General features: G+C 46.4%; 17 protein-coding genes. 7 read left to right on the top strand and 10 right to left on the bottom strand.

What is annotated here, in order from left to right; all coding sequences use genetic code 11:
- Positions 1-28 precede the first annotated feature (28 nt).
- Positions 29-778: a response regulator transcription factor gene (locus tag WB308_RS07075; RefSeq protein ID WP_424190363.1), complete on the top strand. Its 750-nt coding sequence runs from the start codon at positions 29-31 to the stop codon at positions 776-778.
- On the opposite strand, the gene WB308_RS07070 is transcribed toward WB308_RS07075, so the two are convergent.
- From WB308_RS07070 to WB308_RS07055, 4 genes are all read right to left on the bottom strand, one after another.
- Positions 779-3,055, bottom strand: coding sequence for an ATP-binding protein (locus WB308_RS07070; protein WP_424190361.1), 2,277 nt, complete (start codon positions 3,053-3,055; stop codon positions 779-781).
- A gap of 71 nt (positions 3,056-3,126) precedes the next feature.
- Positions 3,127-3,933, bottom strand: a complete 807-nt coding sequence (locus WB308_RS07065) for a peptide deformylase (protein ID WP_424190359.1) — start codon at positions 3,931-3,933, stop codon at positions 3,127-3,129.
- 87 nt (positions 3,934-4,020) lie between these two features.
- Positions 4,021-4,188 (bottom strand): hypothetical protein, encoded by a 168-nt coding sequence (locus WB308_RS07060; protein ID WP_424190357.1) that lies wholly within the window; start codon positions 4,186-4,188, stop codon positions 4,021-4,023.
- A gap of 32 nt (positions 4,189-4,220) precedes the next feature.
- Complete coding sequence (locus WB308_RS07055; RefSeq protein ID WP_424190355.1) at positions 4,221-5,690, bottom strand: NAD(P)/FAD-dependent oxidoreductase; 1,470 nt, start codon at positions 5,688-5,690, stop codon at positions 4,221-4,223.
- Between the two features lie 340 nt (positions 5,691-6,030).
- Between WB308_RS07055 and WB308_RS07050 the strand changes: the two genes are divergently transcribed.
- Positions 6,031-7,200 carry an NAD(P)/FAD-dependent oxidoreductase gene (locus tag WB308_RS07050; protein WP_424190353.1) on the top strand — a complete coding sequence of 390 codons (1,170 nt, stop codon included), beginning with the start codon at positions 6,031-6,033 and terminating at the stop codon, positions 7,198-7,200.
- Positions 7,201-7,227: 27 nt separating this feature from the next.
- On the opposite strand, the gene WB308_RS07045 is transcribed toward WB308_RS07050, so the two are convergent.
- The 3 genes from WB308_RS07045 to pepN all read right to left on the bottom strand — a co-directional run bounded on the left by WB308_RS07045 (position 7,228) and on the right by pepN (position 15,558).
- The gene (locus WB308_RS07045; protein WP_424190351.1) at positions 7,228-8,148 is read right to left on the bottom strand and encodes a GGDEF domain-containing response regulator; all 921 of its coding nucleotides are present in this window, start codon (positions 8,146-8,148) and stop codon (positions 7,228-7,230) included.
- The gene (locus WB308_RS07040; protein ID WP_424190349.1) at positions 8,136-12,833 is read right to left on the bottom strand and encodes a PAS domain S-box protein; all 4,698 of its coding nucleotides are present in this window, start codon (positions 12,831-12,833) and stop codon (positions 8,136-8,138) included. The genes WB308_RS07045 and WB308_RS07040 overlap by 13 nt, the downstream gene beginning before the upstream one ends.
- A 124-nt stretch (positions 12,834-12,957) precedes the next feature.
- Positions 12,958-15,558, bottom strand: a complete 2,601-nt coding sequence (pepN, locus tag WB308_RS07035; protein ID WP_424190347.1) for an aminopeptidase N — start codon at positions 15,556-15,558, stop codon at positions 12,958-12,960.
- An 82-nt stretch (positions 15,559-15,640) separates the two neighbouring features.
- Between pepN and WB308_RS07030 the strand changes: the two genes are divergently transcribed.
- Complete coding sequence (locus tag WB308_RS07030) at positions 15,641-16,831, top strand: EAL and HDOD domain-containing protein (RefSeq protein WP_424190345.1); 1,191 nt, start codon at positions 15,641-15,643, stop codon at positions 16,829-16,831.
- On the opposite strand, the gene WB308_RS07025 is transcribed toward WB308_RS07030, so the two are convergent.
- Entirely contained in the window at positions 16,821-17,240 is a 420-nt protein-coding gene (locus WB308_RS07025; protein WP_424190412.1) for a methyl-accepting chemotaxis protein, read from the bottom strand. The two genes, WB308_RS07030 and WB308_RS07025, sit on opposite strands and share 11 nt — an antisense overlap.
- A gap of 700 nt (positions 17,241-17,940) precedes the next feature.
- Positions 17,941-18,327, bottom strand: coding sequence for a PAS domain-containing protein (locus WB308_RS07020; RefSeq protein ID WP_424190343.1), 387 nt, complete (start codon positions 18,325-18,327; stop codon positions 17,941-17,943).
- A gap of 265 nt (positions 18,328-18,592) precedes the next feature.
- Between WB308_RS07020 and WB308_RS07015 the strand changes: the two genes are divergently transcribed.
- The 4 genes from WB308_RS07015 to WB308_RS07000 are packed head-to-tail and all read left to right on the top strand — an operon-like array spanning position 18,593 to position 21,543.
- Positions 18,593-19,225 (top strand): response regulator transcription factor, encoded by a 633-nt coding sequence (locus WB308_RS07015; protein ID WP_424190341.1) that lies wholly within the window; start codon positions 18,593-18,595, stop codon positions 19,223-19,225.
- Positions 19,212-20,267: a sensor histidine kinase gene (locus WB308_RS07010; protein WP_424190339.1), complete on the top strand. Its 1,056-nt coding sequence runs from the start codon at positions 19,212-19,214 to the stop codon at positions 20,265-20,267. The genes WB308_RS07015 and WB308_RS07010 overlap by 14 nt, the downstream gene beginning before the upstream one ends.
- A 43-nt stretch (positions 20,268-20,310) precedes the next feature.
- Positions 20,311-20,691, top strand: coding sequence for a hypothetical protein (locus WB308_RS07005; protein ID WP_424190337.1), 381 nt, complete (start codon positions 20,311-20,313; stop codon positions 20,689-20,691).
- Positions 20,692-20,748: 57 nt separating this feature from the next.
- Positions 20,749-21,543: a DUF3187 domain-containing protein gene (locus tag WB308_RS07000; protein ID WP_424190335.1), complete on the top strand. Its 795-nt coding sequence runs from the start codon at positions 20,749-20,751 to the stop codon at positions 21,541-21,543.
- A gap of 18 nt (positions 21,544-21,561) precedes the next feature.
- On the opposite strand, the gene WB308_RS06995 is transcribed toward WB308_RS07000, so the two are convergent.
- Positions 21,562-22,974, bottom strand: coding sequence for an NAD(P)/FAD-dependent oxidoreductase (locus tag WB308_RS06995; RefSeq protein ID WP_424190333.1), 1,413 nt, complete (start codon positions 22,972-22,974; stop codon positions 21,562-21,564).
- Positions 22,975-22,997: the final 23 nt, after the last annotated feature.

Raw genomic sequence — 22,997 nt, 5'->3', positions numbered from 1 at the left:
CACAAAATATGATAATTCAAGAGGGCTTATGGGTGCCATCAAAGTACTGGTTGTAGAAGACGATGTAGTTACCGCTATGAATTTAAAAATGTCTCTGGAAAAACAGGGGTATGATGTTGTCTCTCTAGCGGACAATGGGGTAAGCGCACGCAATAAAATCAAAATTTATAACCCGGATATCGCTTTGATTGACATCGGATTGCAAAAAACGATGGACGGTATCGAACTGGCGCAGTACATTCGGGATAAACACCCCCTCCCGTTTATCTATCTCACGGCCCATTCGGATAATGATATGCTCTCCAAAGCCAAAAAAACCGAACCTTACGGCTATATCGTCAAGCCGTTCGATCCGATCAATCTCCATACTACGATCCAAATGGCACTCTATCGGTTCAAAGAGGAGAAAAAGCGAAATTCCAATATCGATGAACTGAAATCCGATCGTGAGGAGCTCGAAAAACTGGTCTACGCTAAAAAACTCTCCGACAAACCGATCGTCGAATTCGGCGACGGATATCGCCACGATACCGGGTTGGGAGAGACCTTTTACCAAAACCAGAAAATCAAACTTACCAAGAAAGAGAACGCTTTTATCCGATTGTTAGTTGCGCAGCTGGGAAGTGTGGTCGATTTTGACCAGGCGATCAATTACGTCTGGGAGACCAAAGGGGCGACCGACAACAGTGTCCGGACCCTCGTCTGGAGACTCCGGAGTAAACTCCCTACCGATGTCATCAAAAATGCTTCGGGTGTGGGCTATTACCTAGAAGAATAGTTATTCAAACTGTTTTCTAAAACCGGATCGAAGCACCTCATACGCTTCGGTAAAATCAAAATCTTCATCCTCTTCGACTGCCGACTCTTCGATGACATAGGAGAGTCGTGAGAGCTCATCGAAACGAAAATTGGCACTGGACCCTTTGATCGCATGGGCAATGAAAGCGACCTGTTCGTAATCACGTTGCTCGATCGCAGCACAGAGCTCTTGCAGCGAATGTTCCATTCTTTCCAGATAGATGTCCAAGAGATACTCGATCTGATCTTCTTCCAGCATCAAAGCACTTTTGAGATGGTGCATATCGATATTCCCCCACTTGGACGCTATCTCCTTGGTCGGTTCGCCGAAGGGGAGCACCACCGGTGTCAAATAACGCTCAAACAGCTGTTCGATCTCTTTGAGGACGATCGGTTTTCCCAAAAAAGCGTCATAGCCGTTCTGAATGGAACGTTCACGAGACCCTTTCATGACGTTTGCCGTCACGGCAGCGATCGGTGTATGCTCCATCCCTCTTGCTTGCTCAAAAGCCAAGATACGCTCTGTCGCTTCATTTCCGTTCATGTGCGGCATCTGTTCATCCATCAGTACCATGTCGAATACGTCAGACTGATAGCACTCCAATGCTTCTTCACCGTTAGAGGCCATCGTGTACTCCAAACCGTACCGTTCCAAGATAATTTTAATGAGTTCCTGATTCGCGAGGTTGTCTTCCGCCACAAGCACTTTGCCCTTAAATCCCCGTCGTCCCTGAGTCCTTTCTATGGTGGCGATATGAGGGGTATTCACCCCCAAAACTTCATTCAAAGCACTTTGAAGCTTCGTACAGTAGATGGGAAAGGTCAGCGGTACAATCGTCGTAATGGCATCATACCGATCATCTAAAAAATCGAGGATGGCGACCGAGGGAATTTGATGGCGGATAATGGTCTCACGCGCCGTATCGTCCATCGAACTTTCCAAAAAGATCAATAAATCGCACGTATCTTGAACATTTTCAACAACCTGTACATCCAGTCCGAAATAGTCCCAATAGCGCTGCAGAGATTCGAGTTTGTACCCCTCAGAGATATCGTAGGCGAGAAGGCCGAATCGAATCCCCTCAAAGATGGAAGCGTCAAATTTGGAAACCTCACATTCACGGTTGGCAACGACCGGAATTTTAAGGGTAAACAGGCTCCCCTCGCCCACCGTCGATTCCAACTCTATCGTCCCTCCCATGTGGATTGCCAGTTGCTTGCATATCGAAAGCCCCAATCCCGTCCCCTCGTTGATTTTCATCGTCCCCTCTTGTGCCTGGGAAAAGGCATCAAATATTCGTTCCTGGTCAAACAAAGCGATTCCGATCCCCTGATCTTGTACAGATAGCGCAAGAATCCCCTCCTCACAGCGTGCTTCAACGTGGATCGCTCCGGCATGATCACTGAATTTAATGGCATTGCTCAAAAAATTGCCGACAATCTGTTTGATCCGGAATGCATCCGCTACAATCTCATAAGGGATAGAGGGATCGATAAAACTGGTGAGGGTAATGCTTTTGGAATTGGCACTCGGAACGAACAATTCCATCGTATGCGATATTTGGTCATGGATATTGAACGGCTGGGGATCAATGGTAAATTCACCGCTGCGAAGTTTTGAGAAATCGAGAATATCGTTGATGATGTGGAGAAGATTTTCACCGCTGTTTGAGATAATATCGAGGTATTTCTGATACCTCGGGTTGGTTGTCTCATCCTGCAAGAGTGAAACAAACCCCAAAATTGCATTAAGCGGAGTCCGAATTTCATGGGACATATTGGAGAGAAAATACTCTTTGGCCTTAGAAGCGTTGATCGCTTCTTGCTCTTTTTGGTAAATTGTATCGGTATAGAGTTTTAATACACTGGCAAAATTTTGATCGAACAGATAGCTAATCGCGGTGAAAACGGTCTGCTCGTTAATCCCCAAACGGTAAGTTCCGTTTAAAACAGAGCGTTTAAAATGGGTACATAACACAAAAAGCTCATCGGCACGCAGGTCTTTGTTTTTTAGATAGTCGATCAGTTCTGCGATGACCGGACATTCGCCGATCGCCATCTTTCCCGAAACTACCCCCATAAAATAATCAAATACACTCCCGGCATAGTTCTTTTTAAAAAAATCTGTATCAATGCCGTGCCGTTCTAAAATCGATGCACATAACTCTTCCGACACCCATTCATCTAAAATCGACTCTTTGGCCGTCATCAGCATCTCTTTGGATCGGTATAGATTCGATATATCCGGAAGACTCATGCGGGTTCCTTGACCAAAATAGTTTTACAAATATAATACTCAAAAAGGGTTTAAAATATAATTTTTTATTATTACGGTGCCATCCAGAAAAAAACCCCGAGAGAGACAACGAGGAGCTGAACTGCCATGATTGCTGTCGTACCGATAATATTTCCCGTCTGACAACTCGTACACTGTTTATAGAGACGAGATTCATACAGAGCATAGAAAAAATAAGCGATCATCAATAAAGGGACGCCGATAAGTGCATATTTATCGAAAGCATAAGCCCACCCGCATACTTTGTCTGAAGCAAACAAAGGGAGGATAAAGGTCACTGAAATCATTCCCATTGCATATTTTGCCCCCCGCTTAAAATAATCACGGACAAACACTATCGGGCATGCGCTTGAGCCCTTTACCAGTCCGTATTCCAAATGATCGTTAATCCGTTGCTTCATCTCCCGATCCACCCGATCGACAAACGTACTGCCATAACAATAATCGAGCTGCTGCTGGAAAACACGGGCCAAATCGCCGGTAAGATCACGATGGTGCGGCTCGCCGAATTCATCCTCGTAGATAACGGTGACGTTTTCGTAGCGGTCAACATCTACGCTGATCCCCTCATAATAGACACTTCGCTCGGTTTTCGTAGAGACTCCGGCATGTTTAATCAATCTCGCATTAATATAGGGGGTATAAGTATCGGCTTCTTTAAGGAGGATAATATTGTATTGGATACCAATCAAAATAGCGCTCAAGGCATCCAAATCATTGGCCCTCATCGTATCGGCCATATCGCCGATCCATTGTCGGAGCTCATCATTAAAGAAACGGACATTAGCGGAGATTAGACGGATATTAGGGTCAGGGTATTTGAGTAGTGGTTGAACCATAGCAGATTACTTTACAAAAAAATCTGCCTCGAAAGAGGCAAGCGTAGCCAAAGGGATGCATCCCTTTGGCGTTCTACATTCAGATAGTTAGTGACTTTTACTCACAACTACCAGCATTTTGAGGTTGATGATGATGAAACGGATAAACTGCCAAATTTTGCAGGTACGCATAAATCGTGCCCATTTTCCAGGAATCATCGCGGTGTGAAATTTATCATTCTTTGCGAAGTTAAATTCTTCAGGTTTTACTGCCATTTTTTCTCCTTGGTATGATGTTATTTATTTAATTATTCCGGAATAACTTTCCAGAATGGTTTGAGTTTTGCTTTGTAAAGGAACAAAAAGTGGAGAATGTGTTTAATCCAGTGACCCGCAAGTCCGATTTCACCAAAGGTATAATCGGTATCACGGCCCGTTCCCGGATATTTTTCATAGTCGGGAACTACCGGATAAACAGTCATTGCTGCCGCTTGACCGTCTAACCACCCTTTACCAGCGGATGCAACACACGCCGCACCCATCTCTGCCATGGAAGCTTCGTGCAAGTGTACGCTTGGCCCTTTTTTGATCAAATCGCAGATGCTGTGAGCAACCGCTTTTCCGATGATACCGCTCGGCATACCCGTACGTGGAGGAGTCGGGTTAATGACGGTCCCGTTCGGTGATTTCATCGGCTTAGAGATGATGTGCGGAGGCGCAAACGCGATCCCGGCTGCAAAAAGATTTTTGTAGGTCGGGTTTTGGTAGGTTCGAGGCCAATCAGATGCTTTCCACTCTTCATACGGTTTAGGGGTATAGTTGGCATCAACTTTCATAAAGCCGTTCGGTGCGAATACCGTATCGGTAATATCTTCACCCGCTTTGTTATACGCTTTAAGACCAACACCCGCGAACGGAGGGATCAGCATCGAGAAATCAAAGCTCTCTTCACCGGTAGAACCGTCAAGAAGCTCATACGTTACCTTCCCTTTTTCAACACGGTTGACATGTGCGCCGGTAATGTACTCAACACCCCGTTCTGCAAACAAAGATTCCGTGAAGATACGGCTGCTGACAACGTAACCGCCCACTTTCATGTGCAATCCGCCCATACCGAAGTCACCCATGAATGACTCATTCGAGATCCATTTGATATCGGCCATATCGCGAAGACCCGCTTTACGTACTTCATGTTCGACATTGAAGATATATTCAAATGCCGCACCTTGACACGTACACATACCGTGACCCGTGCCGATCAGGATTTTTTGACGCTCCCCTTTGCGCATTTTGTCCATAATCTTTTCAAGCTCATGCGCCGCATGCTCCGCATGGTCTGCCGTACATACGGAAACCGTATGCTCGCCTAAATTTGAACCCTCGCCCAAGCCCGGAGTCGCTCCGAAATTCAGTTTCGGTCCGGTTGCGTTGATGAGATAATCATACGTCATCTCTTCGCTCTGCCCTGCTTTGCCTTGACCAGTATACTCGAACGTCACAAACGGCTTATCGCTTTTAGCATTTCCCTCGGGGTTAATGCTGACCGCTTTGGCTTGCTTATAGGTAATTCCCGCTTTTTCATACACAGGAGCGAGATCAAAAGTAACCTCTTCTTTGGACATTTCGCCGACACCAACCCAAATATTGGATGGGATCCAGTTCCATTTTGAATTTGGGGTAACAACTACCACCTCATGTTCACGACCTAGCCAATCTGCTGCGAAAGTTGCAGCTGTATGTCCGGCAACACCGCCGCCGAGGACAATTAATCTCGCCATATCTTCTCCTTGAATGAATTCCATAAAACCAGATTATAATACCATTACATCACAATTATATCACATCCTTAAAATAACCATTGCAATTTAAACTAAACATTTTAGAAAAGCAAGTAGTGTTACATTTTTTCTCAATCTGTTTAAAAAATATCTTCTTTATCCATCTACTTTTTTTCACCCAAAAGGTCTCTCTTTTTATACCGGTTAAGACAACGAAATCATCCTACCAAATTGACTTGTAACGTCGTTACCATTATAATTGCAATAAATAATAAATCACCAGAACGATAAGTTGTAGTGATAGTACTTCGGTAGCTTCAGGTTATGAAAGGGAAAATCTATGAAACATGTTCTTATCATCGGCGGTGGAATCGCCGGCGTCGAGGCGGCTATCCATTATCGCAAAGAGGGGTTTGAGGTCGAACTCATCAGCGATCGTCCCTATCTTTTTATCTATCCCATCGCCATTTGGATTCCGGTCGGAACGACTGCCTTTGAAAATGTGGCATTTCCTCTCGACAAATTAGCCAAGCGTCACACGTTTACCCTGACCCTTGACCGCGTTACGGCTATCAACGCGCACACTAAATCCGTCACCCTTGAAAAGGGGGGGGAACGTACCGTATCTCATCTGGTCATCGCTGTCGGTGCGGGCAAAATGCAGCCTGTCGGAATCGAGCATACCCTCTCCATTTGCGGGGCACCGGAGCAATCTCTCCTCCTCAAAGAGAAAATCGATGCACTGATAAGACGAGGCAGCGGCAAAATCGCGTTTGGTTTCGGCGGAAATCCGAATGATTCCAGCGCGGTACGGGGAGGACCGGGATTCGAGCTTTTTTTCAATCTCCACCACCGTTTAACCACACTCGGTATCCGCGACAATTACGAGATGACTTTTTTTGCCCCCATGGCCGAACCGGGGGTACGTATGGGGAAAAAAGCCCTCAAACTGATGGAGACCCTTTTTAAAAAGAATCGATTCGCTTCCCGTTACGGTAAAAAGATTACCCGTTTTGAAGAGAACCGTGTGGTGTTTGAAGACGAAAGTACCCTGGAGAGTGATCTAACGATGTTTATCCCTGCCGGTAACGGACAGCTGTTTATCAAAGAGTCTGATCTCCCTCTCAACAACGCCGGTTTTATCCGCATCAATGATTATTGTGAAATCGAAGGGGTAGAGGGATGGTATGCGATCGGTGACGCTAGCGCATTAGAGGGACCCGACTGGAAAGCCAAACAGGGGCATATCGCCGAGGTAATGGCACGCAATTGCGCCCATAACAGCGCCATTGCATACGGTCTAAAAAACGGAGACAAAAAGAGCTACCGCAAACATCTCACGATCCTATGCCTAATGGATATGGGCAAAGCGGCAGGCTTCGTCTACCGTGATACGTCCAAAGCGATGATGATCCCCCTGCCGATTGTCGGGCACTGGCTTAAAATCGGATGGGGGTGGTACTATAAACTCTCAAAAATGGCCTATATTCCCCGTCTTCCGGGAATGTAATCTTTTAAAACAGATTGCTTTACCGGCTCATAAAATGGCAATCTTGTTTCTGCCCCTCTCTTTTGCGAGGTAGAGCGCATCATCGGCACATTTGATAAGTTTCTCTTGGGAGACGTTGCTCTCTTTTTCTTTGAATGCCAATCCGACACTGACCGTCACATGATCGGAAACGGTTGAATATTCATGTACAATCCCCAGTGCGCCAACCGCTTGGACCAAGCTTTCCGCTACCTTCGTCGCCCCCTCGATATCAATATCTTGAAGTAACAGGACAAACTCCTCTCCGCCGTAGCGGGCAACCATATCAGAGGGCCGCTTAAGGGTGCTTCTAAGCGCTCCGGCAATTTTAATCAGGCACTGATCCCCTTTTCCGTGTCCGTAGTGATCATTATAGAGTTTGAAATAATCGACGTCGAGCATCAATACCGCAAGCGTTTTTTTATCCCGCATCGTTTCTTTGTATTTTTTCTCATACATCTCGTCGAAATAGCGCCGATTGGGGATATGGGTCAGTCCGTCGTACATCGAAAGTTCTTCAAGCCAATCGCTTTTGAGTTTGAGAGCAATATGGTTCTTGACCCTGATTTTGACGATGGTGGGATGAAACGGTTTGGAGATGTAATCAACCGCCCCCAGATTCAACCCGTACTCTTCGTCTTTGACATCCGTTCGTGCCGTCACAAAGATCACCGGTATATTATTGGTTAACGCGTTGTTTTTTAACTCTTTGCAAACCTCATATCCGTTCATTTCGGGCATCTCGATATCGAGGAGAATCAGATCGGGTTTCTCTTTCCCTTTCGCAATCTCTAACGCTTTTTGACCGCTTTTCGCCACTTTTATTTTGTAATCATCCTGAAGCAGATCGGAAAGGATCGCGATGTTGGTCGCCATATCGTCAACGATCAAAATGGTGGGTTTCGATTCAACCTCTCTCATAGTTTCCATGTGTTCATTACCTCCAGGGCTTTGTCATAGTCAAACTCTTCCATCGCCTCTCTCCACATCATCAGCTCTTTCGGATTGAGTGATTCGCGGAGCCCTTCGGTAAGACGTTGCTGATCTTTTAATTGTACCATGTTCCCCTCTTGAAGATCGTTTTGAACGTCTACAAAGAGAGATTTGAGCTCTTCCGTACTGAGTGCCGGGGCCAGGTTGATAGGAATCTCTTCATTTTGTAACACCACTTTGATCCGGTGTTTCAATGCGGCTATCGCCGCTTCCAGTCGTCGGGTCTCTTCTGCAGCAATTGCCTCACCGGCTTTCAGGAGCGTATCAATTCGGCTGCATTGCGCCGATAGAACTTTTGCCCCCAGATTTCCACTCACCCCTTTAAGGGCGTGGATCAACGAAGCGGCGGAAGGGTCGTTCTCCGATACACGAGCCGCCACATCGGCAAACTCCCCCTCGAGCTGAGAGAGGAGTTTGGAGAGGAGTTGATCGAGCAATTCCTTTTTTCCGCTGACAATGTTCAAAGCATATTCCACATCCAGATCAACATCTTCATGAGTGCGCTGCGAATGCGGTATTTCGCCCGATTCAGGTGTGGAGAGATGACACCATTTGGCAATCGTTTTGTAGAGCTCTTCCATATCAATCGGTTTACTCAGATGGTCGTTCATCCCGGCTTCGAGTGCTTTTGCCTTGTCTTCGACCATCGCGGCGGCCGTCAATGCGATAATCGGTATTTGCGGATCGTGTTCACGAATAATCGCCGTTGCCTCGTATCCGCTCATAATCGGCATTTGCAAATCCATCAAAATCAGATTAAAGGCATCGGGATTCGCCAAAAAAAGTCCAACCGCTTCTTTACCGTTTTGTGCTGTTTTCACCTCAATCCCCACTTTCCGGAGCATCATGGTCGCCACTTCCTGATTCAGTTCATTATCTTCCACCAGTAAAACGTTCAGGCTGCTCAAATCGGGAAGGCTCTGAGGTTCTTTTATACTCATGACTTGATGGATACCGTTTTTGGCGGTCGCGAGGGCATCAAACAGCGTTGAACTCGTCACCGGCTTTGCCAAATAGGCTTCTATCTCGATATCCTCGGGATGGATCTCCTCTTTGGAATGGGCGCTCACCATCAAGATGGAAGGAACTTTTGTTTTGAGGATACCTTCCCGTTCCATTTGGTTGATCTGTCGAATCGCCTCTTTTCCATCCATCCCCGGCATATTCCAATCCATAATGACAACGTCATAACCGCTCTGCGCCGCATCTGCCGCAAGGATCATCCGGAGTGCTTCATCCCCGCCGAACGCTTCCTCTGCTACACATCCGAACCCCTCGACAATATTTTTGATAATAATGCGTGAAATCTCCTGGTCATCGACAATCAGAATTTTATACGCCTGCCCTTCCAGAACCGGAGGATTCTGCGTCCACGATACCACTTCGACATCGATGTCAAAACTAAAGGTCGATCCCTCGTTCTTAACACTTTCGACGGTGAGTTCACCCCCCATCGCATTGACCAGTTTTTGCGATATCGCCAGACCTAGCCCCGTCCCGCCGTATTTGCGTGTCATTGAACTATCGGCTTGGGTGAAAGGCTGAAAGAGTTTGGTGATCTCTCCCTCGCTTATTCCGATTCCCGTATCGCTGAGACTAAATCCGATGAGGGCATGATTTCCTCGTCTCTCCTTTAAAGCTATCGTAAGGGTAATCACCCCTTGATGGGTAAATTTCAGCGCATTGCTGAGGAGATTGGTGAGTACCTGGTCGAGCCGCAGTTCATCCCCGACAATTATCCCCGGGACATCATTTTTCATATAAAAATAGAGCTCAAGCCCTTGTTTTACCGCACTTTGGGTAAAAAGAACCCTCAGCTGGGCCAATACATTTTCTAAATCGAAACTTTTTTGTTCAAGTTCGAGCTTATTCGCTTCAATCTTAGAATAATCGAGAATATCGTTGATGATCCCCAAAAGCATTTTAGAGGAGGCATGGATTTTATGGAGATAATCTTGCTCTTTCGGATGTAAATCGCCATCGAGCATTAACTGACTGAGCCCTAAAATAGCATTCATCGGGGTCCGTATCTCATGGCTCATGTTCGCTAAGAATCGGCTTTTGGCAATATTTGCTTTTTCGGCCTGTTCTTTAGCAAAGACCATCTCCTGCTGTGCCTGTTTGAGCTGCGTTTGATCAAACATATAGCCGTGAATCGAAACAGGTTCCCCCTGCTCATTACGAATCAGCTGGGTAAAATCATAAAACCACCGGTACTCGCCATTTTTTAATCGGATACGGTACGATTGTTCATACGTATCGATCCATTGGGCCGTATTGTGCTCCACTTCCTCAAAGATACGGTCGTTATCTTCGGAATGAATGAGATCGGTGAACCTAAACGTCTCTGAGGCCATCTCCTCGGGAGTGTAGCCCAGTATTGCTTGAACGTTTTCAGATACATAGCGGATAGGCCAATGTTCGGAGTGTTCCCATTCGATCATAATGACAGGACCTTCTGAAAAAAGATCACGCTCGGCTTTGAGCGCTTCTTCGGCTATTTTTCGTTCGGTAATGTCCTGAAGCGTCCATATAATCCCCTTCGACAAATCCGTTTCATCGAGCGGTGTCCCCGAAATCATGCACCACAGGTGTGTTCCGTCTTTTTTGACAAACGGATATTCTACGTTGGTTATACCATGTTCACGTAATTGTTGATACTGCGCAGCGAAATTGTTAAACTTCTCATCGGAGATGTGTATCAGCCTGAAACTGCTCTGTACCATCTCATCGCGTTCATAGCCGAACATCGCACACGCTCTTTTACTGGTTTCCAAAATAATGCGCTCAGGGGAAGCGAGGAAGATTCCGACCGCACTGTTGTCCAGCAACGCTTTATTGAGACTTGAGGCGGCCAGTAACTCCTTCTCTGCCCTTTCTCGTGTCGTAATATCAAAAATGATCGAAAATAAGACAACCTTGTTTCCGAGCATAAACGGAGAAGCGTGCACCTCGACACTTTTAATCTCTCCACTTTTCAGTTTATGTTTAAATACAAAAAAGTTTCTCTCCTCCGCTAAAGCCGATTCCATTTCCCTCTTTAACTCTTCTTTGCTGAGGGTGTTAATCTCATCAATCGTCATCTTTTCCATCTCGTCTGCCGAATAGCCGTAAAACTTTTCAGCCGCGAGGTTACTATCCAATATAACCCCCTTTTCTGGATCGATCAGGAGCATCGGAGCATCTTGCTTTGTAAACATGCTGCGGAATTTTTCCTCACTGTGCCGCAGCTCTTTTTCTGCCTTTTTACGATCGGTAATATCCAAAACACTCCAGATAACGCCTGCGTTATCCTTTTCAATCTCAATTTTCGTCCCTAAAAATTCACAAAATACCTCATTGCCGTTTTTGTGTTTAAAGAGGTACTCGATTTTGACCCTCTCCCCGTTTTTGGCTTTTAAAAAATTAGGGGCAAACGAAACATAGCTCTCATCACTCATATGGAGCAAAGAGGCATTTTGACCGATAAGCTCCGTTTTGGTATAGCCTAAAATGTCACAGAATCGTTGATTCGAGGTAATGATGTTTCGTTTTTGATCTACGACAAAAATTCCTGCCGCATTGTTTTCAAAGATGTTGTCCAATAGCTGTTTTTGATGAGAGAGTTTTTTAGTCATCTCCTCGGCGAGCCTTTGCACCCTCTCTTTGGTTTGGATAATTGAGAGCATCACTCCGAAAACAGTAAAAGAAAGGAGAATTCCGAACAGTAAAACAAACCATGCCTCATGGCTTCTCCCTTCGTCCACAAATCCCTGGAGCGGTCTAAAATAGAGGGTCCAGACCCTTCCGTCAATATTGAGCCGCGTTTCAACAAAAAGCGGATCGGCGTCAAGGACTTGCGACGGGTTGCCAAAAAGAAGATTGCGCTTCTCCCTCTTCTCGCCGTCGTATATCTCCAGCGCTACATCTTTGTATCGATTACCCAACACTTCCTGCATCAGATCGTTTACCCGAAACGGAGCGTACACGAACCCTTTTAGCGCCGCTATTCTCTGTTCTGTGTTCTTTAACGGCATACCAATATGATAGACCGGCAGGTACATCAAAAAGCCCGCTTGTTCATCGACGGTATTTTCCTGCAGCAGCCGCACTTTACCGCTCGCCGCCGCTTGACCCGAGGATGCCGCCTTGATCATCGCTTCTCTGCGCACCTGCTCGGAGAACATATCGAAACCGAAGGCCCGGCGGTTTCGCTCGTCGAACGGCTCAAGGTAAATAATAGAGGTGTAGAGCTCCCGTTTCCCTCCGGGTCTTATGGCATAATCAGCAAATCCTTCCCCCCTCATCCTTGCCGTATGCTTCTCTTTTTCCTCCGGACGGACGACTTCGCTGAATCCCAGCCCCTGTATACCGGGAAAGTTTTCGTCGATTTTGAGTGCCTTGACAAAATCATGCCACTCATGACGCTCTACGCTGTCGGAAGAGGCGTAAAGCCCCACTCCCGCATAAAGGGTCTCACGATACGCATCCATCCTCACTTTTACGAGTGTTGTCGCTTGTTTGGTAATGGCTTCGAAACGGAGCTGCTCTTTTTCTTTTACATTTTCCGATACATACCAAAAAGCGGCAATGCTAAGGGCGATGCCGAAGAGGAGAATAGTATAGGTGATTAATCGTTTCATGGGGCAAAATACCTGCTTTTTTATCGGATACGTTTTATTCTAGCGTAGATAGCGTGAAAAAAGCTTGCAAGCAGATATTCATAAATCGATAATCTAACAGTAGAACATACGACGCTCCCCTTTTTTAGTCGCCCACTATCTTAGTGACGATTTCATAGACATTGTTGGAGCACTCAGGATGATTTTTGATCCTCTCAAGTTCCCCTCTCATTTTTACCTTTTGATCGTTATTCAAACGCGAATAATTTTTAAACGCCCCCGCAAGCCCTGAAGCAATCTGCGGATTAAGCGCGTCGATCTCGATCACTTTATCCGCGACAAATTTAAAACCATCGCCGCTTCTTTCATAAAAAGCGACCGGATTGCGGGCAAAGGATCCGATCAAAGAGCGTACTAAATTTGGTACTTTGACATCATACGCAGGATCTTCTTGGAGTGCGATGACTCTCTCGAGTGTCCCCTCACGGCGGGAGGATGCGCGGACGGTAAAGTATTTATTCATCACCAGCGTTTGGTCATTATAGCGATGGTAAAAATCCGCCAACGGTGCGTGTGCTAATTCAGGGGCGTAGTTCTCTAGTAAATCCAACGCCGCTAAACGCTCACTCATCGAACGTGACTCATAGTAATGTTCTTGGCACATCTGAGAAATCGACTCATCCCCCAAACTCATCAAAATCCCCAGAAATCGATTTTTCAGAGCACGCTTGCCGATGCTGAGACCGTCAATATCGGTGTTTGTTGGGGTGTACAATACACGAATGCTCTCTTGGAGTTCACTGAAATAACGCTTTGCCAATACCCGTTTTAGCTCCTCCTGAGCAGTGAGTATGGCGACCACATCAATCGTCTCTTGACGCTGCATCATGGTCGTGATGCTCGGGAGTTCTAACACTAGCGATTTGAACATCGGATCCATGGTACTATCACGCAACAAAGCTCCGTAACTCTCGATATAACGTTCATTTGCCGCAGCACCCGCCATCATCGATTCTAGGGTTTCGATACCGAAACGGTTGGCCGCTTCATAGCGTACAAATCCATCCCGATCATGTGCCATTAAAAAGGGATAATCGGTTTCATCACACTCGATAATCACCGGAGCGCTGAAATGACGGTTCAATGAGAGTTTAGGTTCTGAGGAGATCGCACTGAATCTCACTTCGGTGACCTCATCCGTTAGCCACAGAATATTCTTGTGCAGGAGGATACAATCGGAGGTTATCAGATCAAACTCCTCTCCACTTTCGGATAAAAGGGCGATGCTCAGAGGCAATGCATAAGGGAGTTGTTCTTGATTTTTGGTATTTTTCGGAATCTTTTGAACGATTCGCAGTACCAGCTCTGAGGAATCCTGAGAATATTCGCTGGAAATATTTAACGTCGGAGTACGCTCTTGTGAATACCACCGTTTAAACTGGGTCAAATCGATAGGGCTCTCACTCTGCATCGCCCATAAAAATTCCTCCGTCCCTACCGCATCTCCATCAAACGTATCGAAATAAAGATCCATAGCACGGCGAAACCGCTCCGTTCCCAGTACCGTGTGCATCATCCGAATCACTTCCGCACCCTTTTCATAGACGGTAGCGGTGTAGAAGTTGTTGATCTCCATATAATGGTCCGGCTTGATCGGATGGGCGGTGGGACCCGCATCTTCGACAAACTGCCGCTCTCGAAGTGCACGTACATCATCCAGACGCTGCGTCAGAGGAGAATTCATATCGGCACTGAAACACTGATCCCTAAACACCGTCAATCCCTCTTTGAGGGTCAACTCAAACCAGTTGCGGCAGGTAATCCGATTCCCCGTCCAGTTGTGAAAATACTCATGGGCGATAACGCTCTCAATCCCCAAAAAGTCTGTGTCTGTCGCTGTCTCTTCATTGGCCAGAACATAGTGGGAGTTAAAAACATTAAGCCCTTTATTCTCCATTGCCCCCATGTTAAAACTGTCCACTGCGACGATGTTATACACTTCCAGATCATACTCACGCCCATAGGTAACTTCGTCCCACTCCATCGACTTTTTGAGACTCCGCATCGCGTGGTGACATTTCTCCTCATTCCCTCGGTCGCAATAGATCGCCAAATCGATCTTTTTCCCGCTCATCGTCGTGAAGGTATCGGTGATGCTTCCCAAATCTCCCGCCACAAGGGCAAACAGGTAGCACGGTTTGGGGATCGGATCTTCCCAAAGCACCAGATGCTTGCCGTTCTCCAGAGTTGCCGTCCCGCGTAAATTGCCGTTACTGAGCAACACGGGGCATTTCTCTTTGGAAGCAATAATCTTCGTCGTAAAACGGGTCATCACATCGGGACGATCGATGAAATAGGTGATCCGACGGAACCCTTCGGGCTCATTTTGGGTACACCAGATACCGCCGGAACGGTATAACCCCTCTAATGCCGTATTTTCGTCAGGGTAGATGCGGTTGATGATACGAATGCGAGCCTTATCGCAATCAAGGGGAAGAATCAGAGCATCCTCCTCTTTGACGTACATATCCTCTGAATAGAGGATGTCATCAACCCACAACAATTCCAGATCGAGCATCTCGCCATTAAGTCTCAGCTCTTTTGCACTGGGATCTTGCCGCCGAATTTCCATGATGTTTTCGACCCGTGTCGAACTCTCTTCAATGATAAATTCAAGCGTACACTCTGTCACCGTGTAGGGACTAGGGGAATAATCTTTAAAATAGACAGTTTTATGTTCTTGCATTAGGGTATATCCGGTTTATAGTTTTTTGAAATAATACTCAAATTACGCTACACTTAAGGCATTAAAATATAAAGCACTATTGATGAATAATAATCTATACCTCGCACGTCAACCCATCCTGAACCGCGCAGAGACAATTATCGGATACGAATTTTTCTACCGTAATACGTACGGGGAGTGTGTGATCGATGATCCGCGGCACGCTACGGCATCGGTATTGGTCAATTTACTCAATCATATCGGCTCATCTTCGGCATTTGGAGAGTCCCTGGCATTTATCAATACCGACGGTCCCCTGATGCTGACCGATATACTTCGTACCCTTCCCAAAGAAAAATTTATTTTCGAGCTTTCCGAAACGATGAAAATCACTTCCCGTATCCATGAAGCGATCCGTTATTATCACTCGCTCGGATATCGTTTCGCTTTGGATAACGCCTCCTTTCACCCTCACTATTTAGACTCCTTTCTCCCCCTTTTTCCTTTTATCGAGTTTGCTAAATTTGACGTTACCCAAACCGACATCGAACAATTTTCCCTGCAGCCCAACCCCTATGGAAAAATGAAACTCATTGCCCAAAAAGTTGAATTTTATGAGATGGCAGAAGCCTACGAACAACTCGGTTTTGACTATTTTCAGGGGTTTTATTTTGCCCGTGCGCACATCATAACCCAAAAGCGGATTGACCCTCAGTACATGGACGTCATGGAACTTTTTACCCTCCTTCAAGATGATGCACCTATGGACGAGGTATGCGATTCGTTTAAATACCAGAGTATTCTTGCGCTCCAGCTTTTACAATTTCTTCGGTCAGTCCATCCCGAACACATCGAGGGGACCCTTTCGATACGGGAGATGGTCGAGCGGTTTGGGAAAAGTGCGCTGATGCAATGGCTGCTGCTCATTATCTACTCCAAATCAGGGACCAAAGCAATCGATGAGAAAAACCCTCACGCCGTTTTTGCCCAAAGCAGAATCAATCGGATGCTCTCCTTATTGGAAAAAATCATCCCGGACCCTACCGAAAATCAAATCGAACAAATCCATTTGATCGCGATGCTCTCATTGCTGGAGGGGTTGATGAACGTTCCGATGGAGAGTCTCCTTCTTACCCTTCATCCAAACCGTGAAATCGAAGATGCCCTGATAACCCATACCGGGATGCTGGGGAGAATTTATGCCGCGTCTCTCAAACTTGAGACGGGCGATGTGAACGGCGCGGCAATATTACTGAAATCGTATGGGATCACCCCCGAAGAGATCAGCTCATAGCATCCATTGCACAAAGAAGTTCATCCATTTTTTTATCTACGGTCCCGACATACTGAGTCAGATCCATCATCTCATCCATATTCTGGTGCAGGGACTCGCTGTTATCGTTAATCGCCTGGATCAGGACATTAATCGTGGCAGAAATCTCGGCAAGGCTTTTTTGCGTTCGCTCGGCAAGCTTTCGGACTTCATCGGCGACAACGGCAAATCCGCGGCCGTGTTCACCTGCCCGGGCCGCTTCGATCGCGGCATTCAGCGCCAATAAGTTCGTCTGATCGGCAATATCGCCGATCGTCACCAAAATCGCTTTCGTCTCTTGGGCATTCCCGACGAGAGCTTGGAGATTTCCGGAGAGCTCATGCTCTTTTCCGGCGACGCTTTGAATCCGCTCTACGGTAGAGTTAATCATTCCGTTGAGTTCAACAAACTTCGTAGAACGGAGATCTTCTATCGTCGCTTTGAGATGCTTGGTATTATTATCAAGGATCTCTTTGGCTTCGTTATTTTGGTGTTCCATCGATTGCAGCGCCCGACCCAAATCGTTGATTTTCTCCAACATTGTCGCCATTTTTCCCTCGACTTTTACCTCGACGCGGGTGTCAAATTTCCCTTCGCTCAACGCTTCAAGAACGCGAGTCGCCGTGTCAATATTCACTTCAGTCGCATCCAGCATCGAATTCATCGTTTGACGGAGCAAATGGACATGCGGCGTTTTCGTATCGCTGATGACACGACACTTATAATGCCCCTGCCGTACTTTGTCCGCCAAAAGTACCATTTCACCGGCTACCAACGTATCCGCGAGCAACATCTCCTCATGGGATTTGGTAAGTGCATTGAGGCGATCCTCGATACTTCCGGGCTTCGCATCCAGCGGACTTAGGCGGTTGCGCTTAAACTGCATCAGGTGTAAAAAATCATCCAGTTGCTTATGAAGATTCTCCGCTCCCGCAGAGGGAGAGGTTACCAGCCCTATCGAGGCGATCATCATAATCACGACCGCCCCTGTGAGTACCGCGATGCTTTGCGTTATCACTCCGATGATGGTTCCTGCAAGGGCTAAAATGACGAGTATGGTTATTTTTACCGAATTTTTCATCCTGATATCCTTATCGCATGGTTTTATAGAGACGTTCCGCTTCGGCGATCTCATCCGAAGAGGGCTTGCGGCGGCATGATAAATATCCGCACACTCCGCTATCGCAGCCGATATTCGGATATACCGTTGCATATACCCAGTAATATCCCCCGTTTTTGGTCGAATTTTTAACGTATCCGGTCCAAATCTTACCGCTTCTGACGGTATCCCACAGATCTTTGAACGCCGCTTTGGGCATATCGGGATGGCGAACAATGCTATGCGGCTGTCCGACCAGCTCTTCGAGGGTATAACCGGCTACTTTACAGAAATCTTCATTGGCAAAAAGAATTTTTCCTTTATCATCTGTTTGTGATACCAAAAAATCGGTATCTCTCAATACATATTCACTGCCCATGTATCCACACCTTTTTAAGATTATTTGATTTTTTTATAGTAATGCAACTATTGTGCTTGCAGGTTGAAATGACGTAAATAATTATAAATTTATCATTAATATTGTCATTAATGTGTATTTGCGTAACAAAAATTATTTTAATTAAACATAATACAGTAGTATTCCTCCCCTCACGGTTGCGCAGCATCATCCCTTCGTTTAGCCACCATCACTTTGGAAAAAATGGTATGATGATACGTGTAATTAAGAGACGAAAAGGGTGAAGATGCGAATATTGCTGATGGAAGACGATCTCTCTTTGGGTGAAACTCTGCATGAACTCTTACAAGATGCCGGTTATGAGGTGGATTGGGCACGCGATGGCGACGAAGCGGCGGAATTGAGTTACGAACACAAATATGATTTGTACATCTTCGATATCAATGTCCCTCAGATCAACGGCTTCAAACTCCTTGAAGGGCTGCGGGATGCTGCAGACACAACGGCGGTCATCTTTATCAGCGCTCTGGTGGATTTGGCCAGCATCACCAAAGCCTTTTCCCTGGGAGCGGATGATTATTTGAAAAAACCGTTTTTCCCCGAAGAGCTTCTTTACCGCGTCCGCTCCAAACTTTCCCAGAAATCAGCCCCTCTTAGCTGCGGGGGGATCACCTACGATTCCATCACCAAAGAGGTAAAATACAACGGGGCCTTTATCTATCTCGGAGAAGTCCAGCAAGCGCTATTGCTCCTATTTATCACCAATATCGGCCGGACATTGGATAAAGAGATTCTCCTAGAAGCACTCGAGCATCCCAGCGATACCGCATTGCGTGTCCACATCAACAAACTCAAAAATACAACCCATTGGGAGATCACCAATGTGCGGGGGATAGGATACCGTCTTGAAACGTGTTGAAACGGAATCGTTTGTCAAAAGTTTTCTCCTTTTTTTCCTCTCGCTCGGACTCTTGAACACCTTTTTGTTCGTTTTCGAATACCGGCAAAAAAAGCATGATCTCGGAGAAAAAGTACTGACGCAGATGAAATTGTGCAGTTTCGATCTCAAATGCACCCAGTTTGACATTGACTTTGTGCCGCTGAAAACCCAAAATCTTTACAAGCTGTTCCAAGATGACGCGGGGTTGCACTCTTTTTTCTCGATTCCCGGAAGTGAAAACTACTCCATGAAACTGACCCTTCCTCAAAAACATTACCGGACCATGGTAGGGGAGATTCAAGAGGAGCTCATCCGCTATTATCTCATCGTTTTGCTCTGTATCGGAGCGGTCTCCGCCCTTTTTTCTTGGTATGCCCTCTATCCTCTCAAACGTGCACTCCATCTTACCGAAGAGTTCAGTAAAGATATTCTGCACGATTTTAATACTCCGCTCGCTTCTTTACGGCTCAATATACGGATGCTCAAATGCCCTCCGAGCGAACAGAAAAAAGTTCAGCGCATCGAACAAAGCATTGAAACCATACTCGCCTTGCAGGACAATCTGCGCAGTTATCTCGAAGAGCATCAACTGCAAAAAGAACCGTTCAACGCCTACGCCGTTATTCAAGAGCGCCTCTCCCTGATGCAAAAAATCTATCCGGATATCAGGTTTAGCGTTAAGGGAAAAGCGTTGATGCTTCGGACCAATAAAGATGCTTTTATCCGTATTCTGGACAATCTTTTGAGCAATGCCGCCAAATACAATCACACCAACGGCACCGTAACCGTTTCGCTCGATCCCGCAGATACTCTCTTGAGGATTGAAGATACCGGAAAAGGGATTGCCAATCCCAAGCGGGCGTTTGAACGCTTCTACAAAGAACAGGATCGGGGGATCGGCATCGGGCTTCATATCGTCAAAAAATTATGCGATACGATGGAGATTCCGATCTCTCTGGAAAGTGCACCGGGGAAGGGATCGACCTTCACCCTCAATCTTCGTAAACTAATTGACCGCTAACACTTTCACGTTACACTACGGTTATCAAAAAAAAAGGAGCTATATGAAAAAGGTACAATCCGTCATTTTAGGAGCGCTTTTAGCGGGAACGTTTACACAAGGAAGTGCAGAAGAGACGATTGATTCACAGATTGCCGAAATTCAAAAAGCACCGAGCGCACAGCGGGTTCAATTAATGAACCGATTCAAGCAAACGCTTGCCAACATGAATGAAGAAGACCAGATGAAAGCAATGGCGCAGATGCGTGAACGTCTCCAGATCCGCAGCAAAGCCGGAAATATGGCATCACAAAGTGCGCAAAATGCCCAAAAACGGACCAACCAGATGAATCAGGTTCAGCACATGAATCAAATACAGCACCAAAATATGATGCAAATACAGAATATGAATAGCGGTGGGTCAATGCAAGGTTCAAAACGATAATATTGTAGTTCACAATCGATCATACATAAGCAGAGCTTGTGGGAAGTGGAGTGGATTATGAGATTTTCATTTATCGTGATACTCGCGTTGTCAACGAATCTATCGGCCTATACCGATAGCGATTTGGATGGAGTCGAAGATGCGCTGGATCGGTGCCCGGAGACACTTCTTAATGAATTGGTCAATGCGCAGGGGTGCACGATAAAATCTCTCGAACATCACTATGACATTATTGTTGGTGCCGGTTATTCACAATTGAATTATATAAGCAATCAAAAAGAGGATACGTTTACGACCACGCTCCAAGCAGATTATTATACGAAAAACGTTTCTGCACAAATCATTGCATCCCACTATGTATCGAACAATGACAACGGGATGAACGATACCGTGATTGCCGGGTATTATCAATTTCCGTTGGATAATCAGCTGAGTGTGAAAGTCGGAGGAGGTATCTTGTTACCGACCTATGAAACCGGCTATGACAACGAAGCGACCGATTATATAGGGTCTCTTTCCCTGACCTATTTGGCTGATTCGAAAATAGCCCTCATCGGCGGATACAGCTACACTTTTGTAAATGATGCCGATGTAGCCGGCGCGCTTGCCTATCAAAACAGCGAAGCCTATTATGTCGGAGTCAACTATTTGGTTGACAATAAACTCTCTCTTGGCAGCACCTACCACACCAGCGACAGCATTTACCGCGATGTCGAACCCATCGAAAAAATTTCTCTCTACGGTATGGTCCGCTTTGATGCGCATTGGTTTGGAAATGCGAATTACGCGTATGGCTTGAGCGACTCAGCCAGTGACCATGCACTAGACCTACGGATCGGCTACTCCTTTTAAGAGAGGCTTTTCCTCTCCTTACATCAATCCATTCAGCATCAAATAGCGGTACATCGGCTGAAGCATATACAAATCAAACATCCACCAAATCCATCGCGGCTGTGCCGGATCGAGAGGAAATGACGGTGCCAGCCCGTCATAGTTAAATTCGGCCATGATGATCTCACCGTAGGAGGTTTTAAGCGGGCAGACCGTGTAGCCGTCAAATTTCAATACCGGCTCTTTTTTCTCCATGACCGATATCAGGTTTCCGACGACAATCGGCCCTTGGTGACGTGCGCTTCCCCCCGTTTTTCCGATCGGAATGCCGCATACATCTCCGATTCCGAACACATTTTTATAACGGCGGTGCTGAAGCGTCTCACGATCCACTTCGAGCCACCCTTTGGCAGAACCTTTCTGCCATCCCAGAGGGGAATTGGCAACCGCATCTACCGCCGCACTCGGAGGAGAAATATGGATAAAGTCGTATTCTAGCTGTACCTCTTCTTCTTTGTCGATCATCTCGTACTCTTCGTATACTTTGTCGTATTCACCCTGTACTTGATACTTATGCAAGAAGGTAGCGATTTTTTTCTCTGCATCGATGGCAATCAGCTCATGTCCGAATTTGTTCGTGATGTTCCCGTAACTTTTTTGTACCTTATTCAACGCTTCATCGATTTCAGGGAGGCTGAACAGTTTTTCTCCCGCTGTGGCAAAGGTAAAGTCGGCGTTTAGTTTATCGCGCTTGAGAAAATCATCGGCTAGATAGAGAATTTTCTGCGGTGCGCCGCCGCATTTGAGCGGAGTAGAGGGCTGGGTACAAATGACGCGCGGTTTGGAGGTTTTAGCCGCTTCTTTGAGGGCGTTGAACCAATCACGGGTGATGACTCCCCCCTCCGCCGTTCCGGCGGCAAGATCATTATGATACACACTCGAGATACCCTGTTTCCCGAGCATATCGACACTCAATCCTGCTATCTGCTCATAATGGTACTGGATCCCCGTCGCGACAATGAGATAATCGTACTCGACTCTCTTGCCCCCTTTTGTCGTTAAGGAATTCGTATCAGGGTCGAAGGTTGCCGCTTCGTCTTTGATCCAGGTTACATCTTCCCCAATATAGCCGGTGTTGTCGAAAATAATATCTTCAGGAGCATACTCGCCTGCCGCCACAAAAATCTGTCCCGGCTGATAGACGTGCTTGTCATTGGGAGCGATAATCGTAATATCCGGGTTGCTTAAAGCGCGGCGGAGACGGGCAAGAACCATAAGGGCACCCGCTCCCCCTCCGACTATAACGATTTTCCCTACGGCATCGGAAGATGAGGCCTGAAGAGTTGCAGGAGCTGCAGAACCGGCAAGCACCGATGCGGCAATCGGTGACAATGCCATCATTTTCAATGCACCACGACGCGAAAGACCTTCGTGCTCTTTAATTTTCTTCATTACCACATCCTGATCCATTATCT

The organism is Sulfuricurvum sp., assembly GCF_049587615.1.
Lineage (GTDB): Bacteria > Campylobacterota > Campylobacteria > Campylobacterales > Sulfurimonadaceae > Sulfuricurvum.
The sequence above is the reverse complement of the archived record's forward strand: the minus strand, read 5'-3'. Positions and strand labels throughout refer to the sequence as shown.

Excerpts from the sequence above, each read along its gene's own strand:
- WB308_RS07075 (WP_424190363.1), top strand. The coding sequence starts at position 29 with ATGGGTGCCATCAAAGTACTGGTTGTAGAAGACGATGTAGTTACCGCT.
- WB308_RS07070 (WP_424190361.1), bottom strand. The coding sequence starts at position 3,055 with ATGAGTCTTCCGGATATATCGAATCTATACCGATCCAAAGAGATGCTG.
- WB308_RS07065 (WP_424190359.1), bottom strand. The coding sequence starts at position 3,933 with ATGGTTCAACCACTACTCAAATACCCTGACCCTAATATCCGTCTAATC.
- WB308_RS07060 (WP_424190357.1), bottom strand. The coding sequence starts at position 4,188 with ATGGCAGTAAAACCTGAAGAATTTAACTTCGCAAAGAATGATAAATTT.
- WB308_RS07055 (WP_424190355.1), bottom strand. The coding sequence starts at position 5,690 with ATGGCGAGATTAATTGTCCTCGGCGGCGGTGTTGCCGGACATACAGCT.
- WB308_RS07050 (WP_424190353.1), top strand. The coding sequence starts at position 6,031 with ATGAAACATGTTCTTATCATCGGCGGTGGAATCGCCGGCGTCGAGGCG.
- WB308_RS07045 (WP_424190351.1), bottom strand. The coding sequence starts at position 8,148 with ATGGAAACTATGAGAGAGGTTGAATCGAAACCCACCATTTTGATCGTT.
- WB308_RS07040 (WP_424190349.1), bottom strand. The coding sequence starts at position 12,833 with ATGAAACGATTAATCACCTATACTATTCTCCTCTTCGGCATCGCCCTT.
- pepN (WP_424190347.1), bottom strand. The coding sequence starts at position 15,558 with ATGCAAGAACATAAAACTGTCTATTTTAAAGATTATTCCCCTAGTCCC.
- WB308_RS07030 (WP_424190345.1), top strand. The coding sequence starts at position 15,641 with ATGAATAATAATCTATACCTCGCACGTCAACCCATCCTGAACCGCGCA.
- WB308_RS07025 (WP_424190412.1), bottom strand. The coding sequence starts at position 17,240 with ATGATTAACTCTACCGTAGAGCGGATTCAAAGCGTCGCCGGAAAAGAG.
- WB308_RS07020 (WP_424190343.1), bottom strand. The coding sequence starts at position 18,327 with ATGGGCAGTGAATATGTATTGAGAGATACCGATTTTTTGGTATCACAA.
- WB308_RS07015 (WP_424190341.1), top strand. The coding sequence starts at position 18,593 with ATGCGAATATTGCTGATGGAAGACGATCTCTCTTTGGGTGAAACTCTG.
- WB308_RS07005 (WP_424190337.1), top strand. The coding sequence starts at position 20,311 with ATGAAAAAGGTACAATCCGTCATTTTAGGAGCGCTTTTAGCGGGAACG.
- WB308_RS07000 (WP_424190335.1), top strand. The coding sequence starts at position 20,749 with ATGAGATTTTCATTTATCGTGATACTCGCGTTGTCAACGAATCTATCG.
- WB308_RS06995 (WP_424190333.1), bottom strand. The coding sequence starts at position 22,974 with ATGAAGAAAATTAAAGAGCACGAAGGTCTTTCGCGTCGTGGTGCATTG.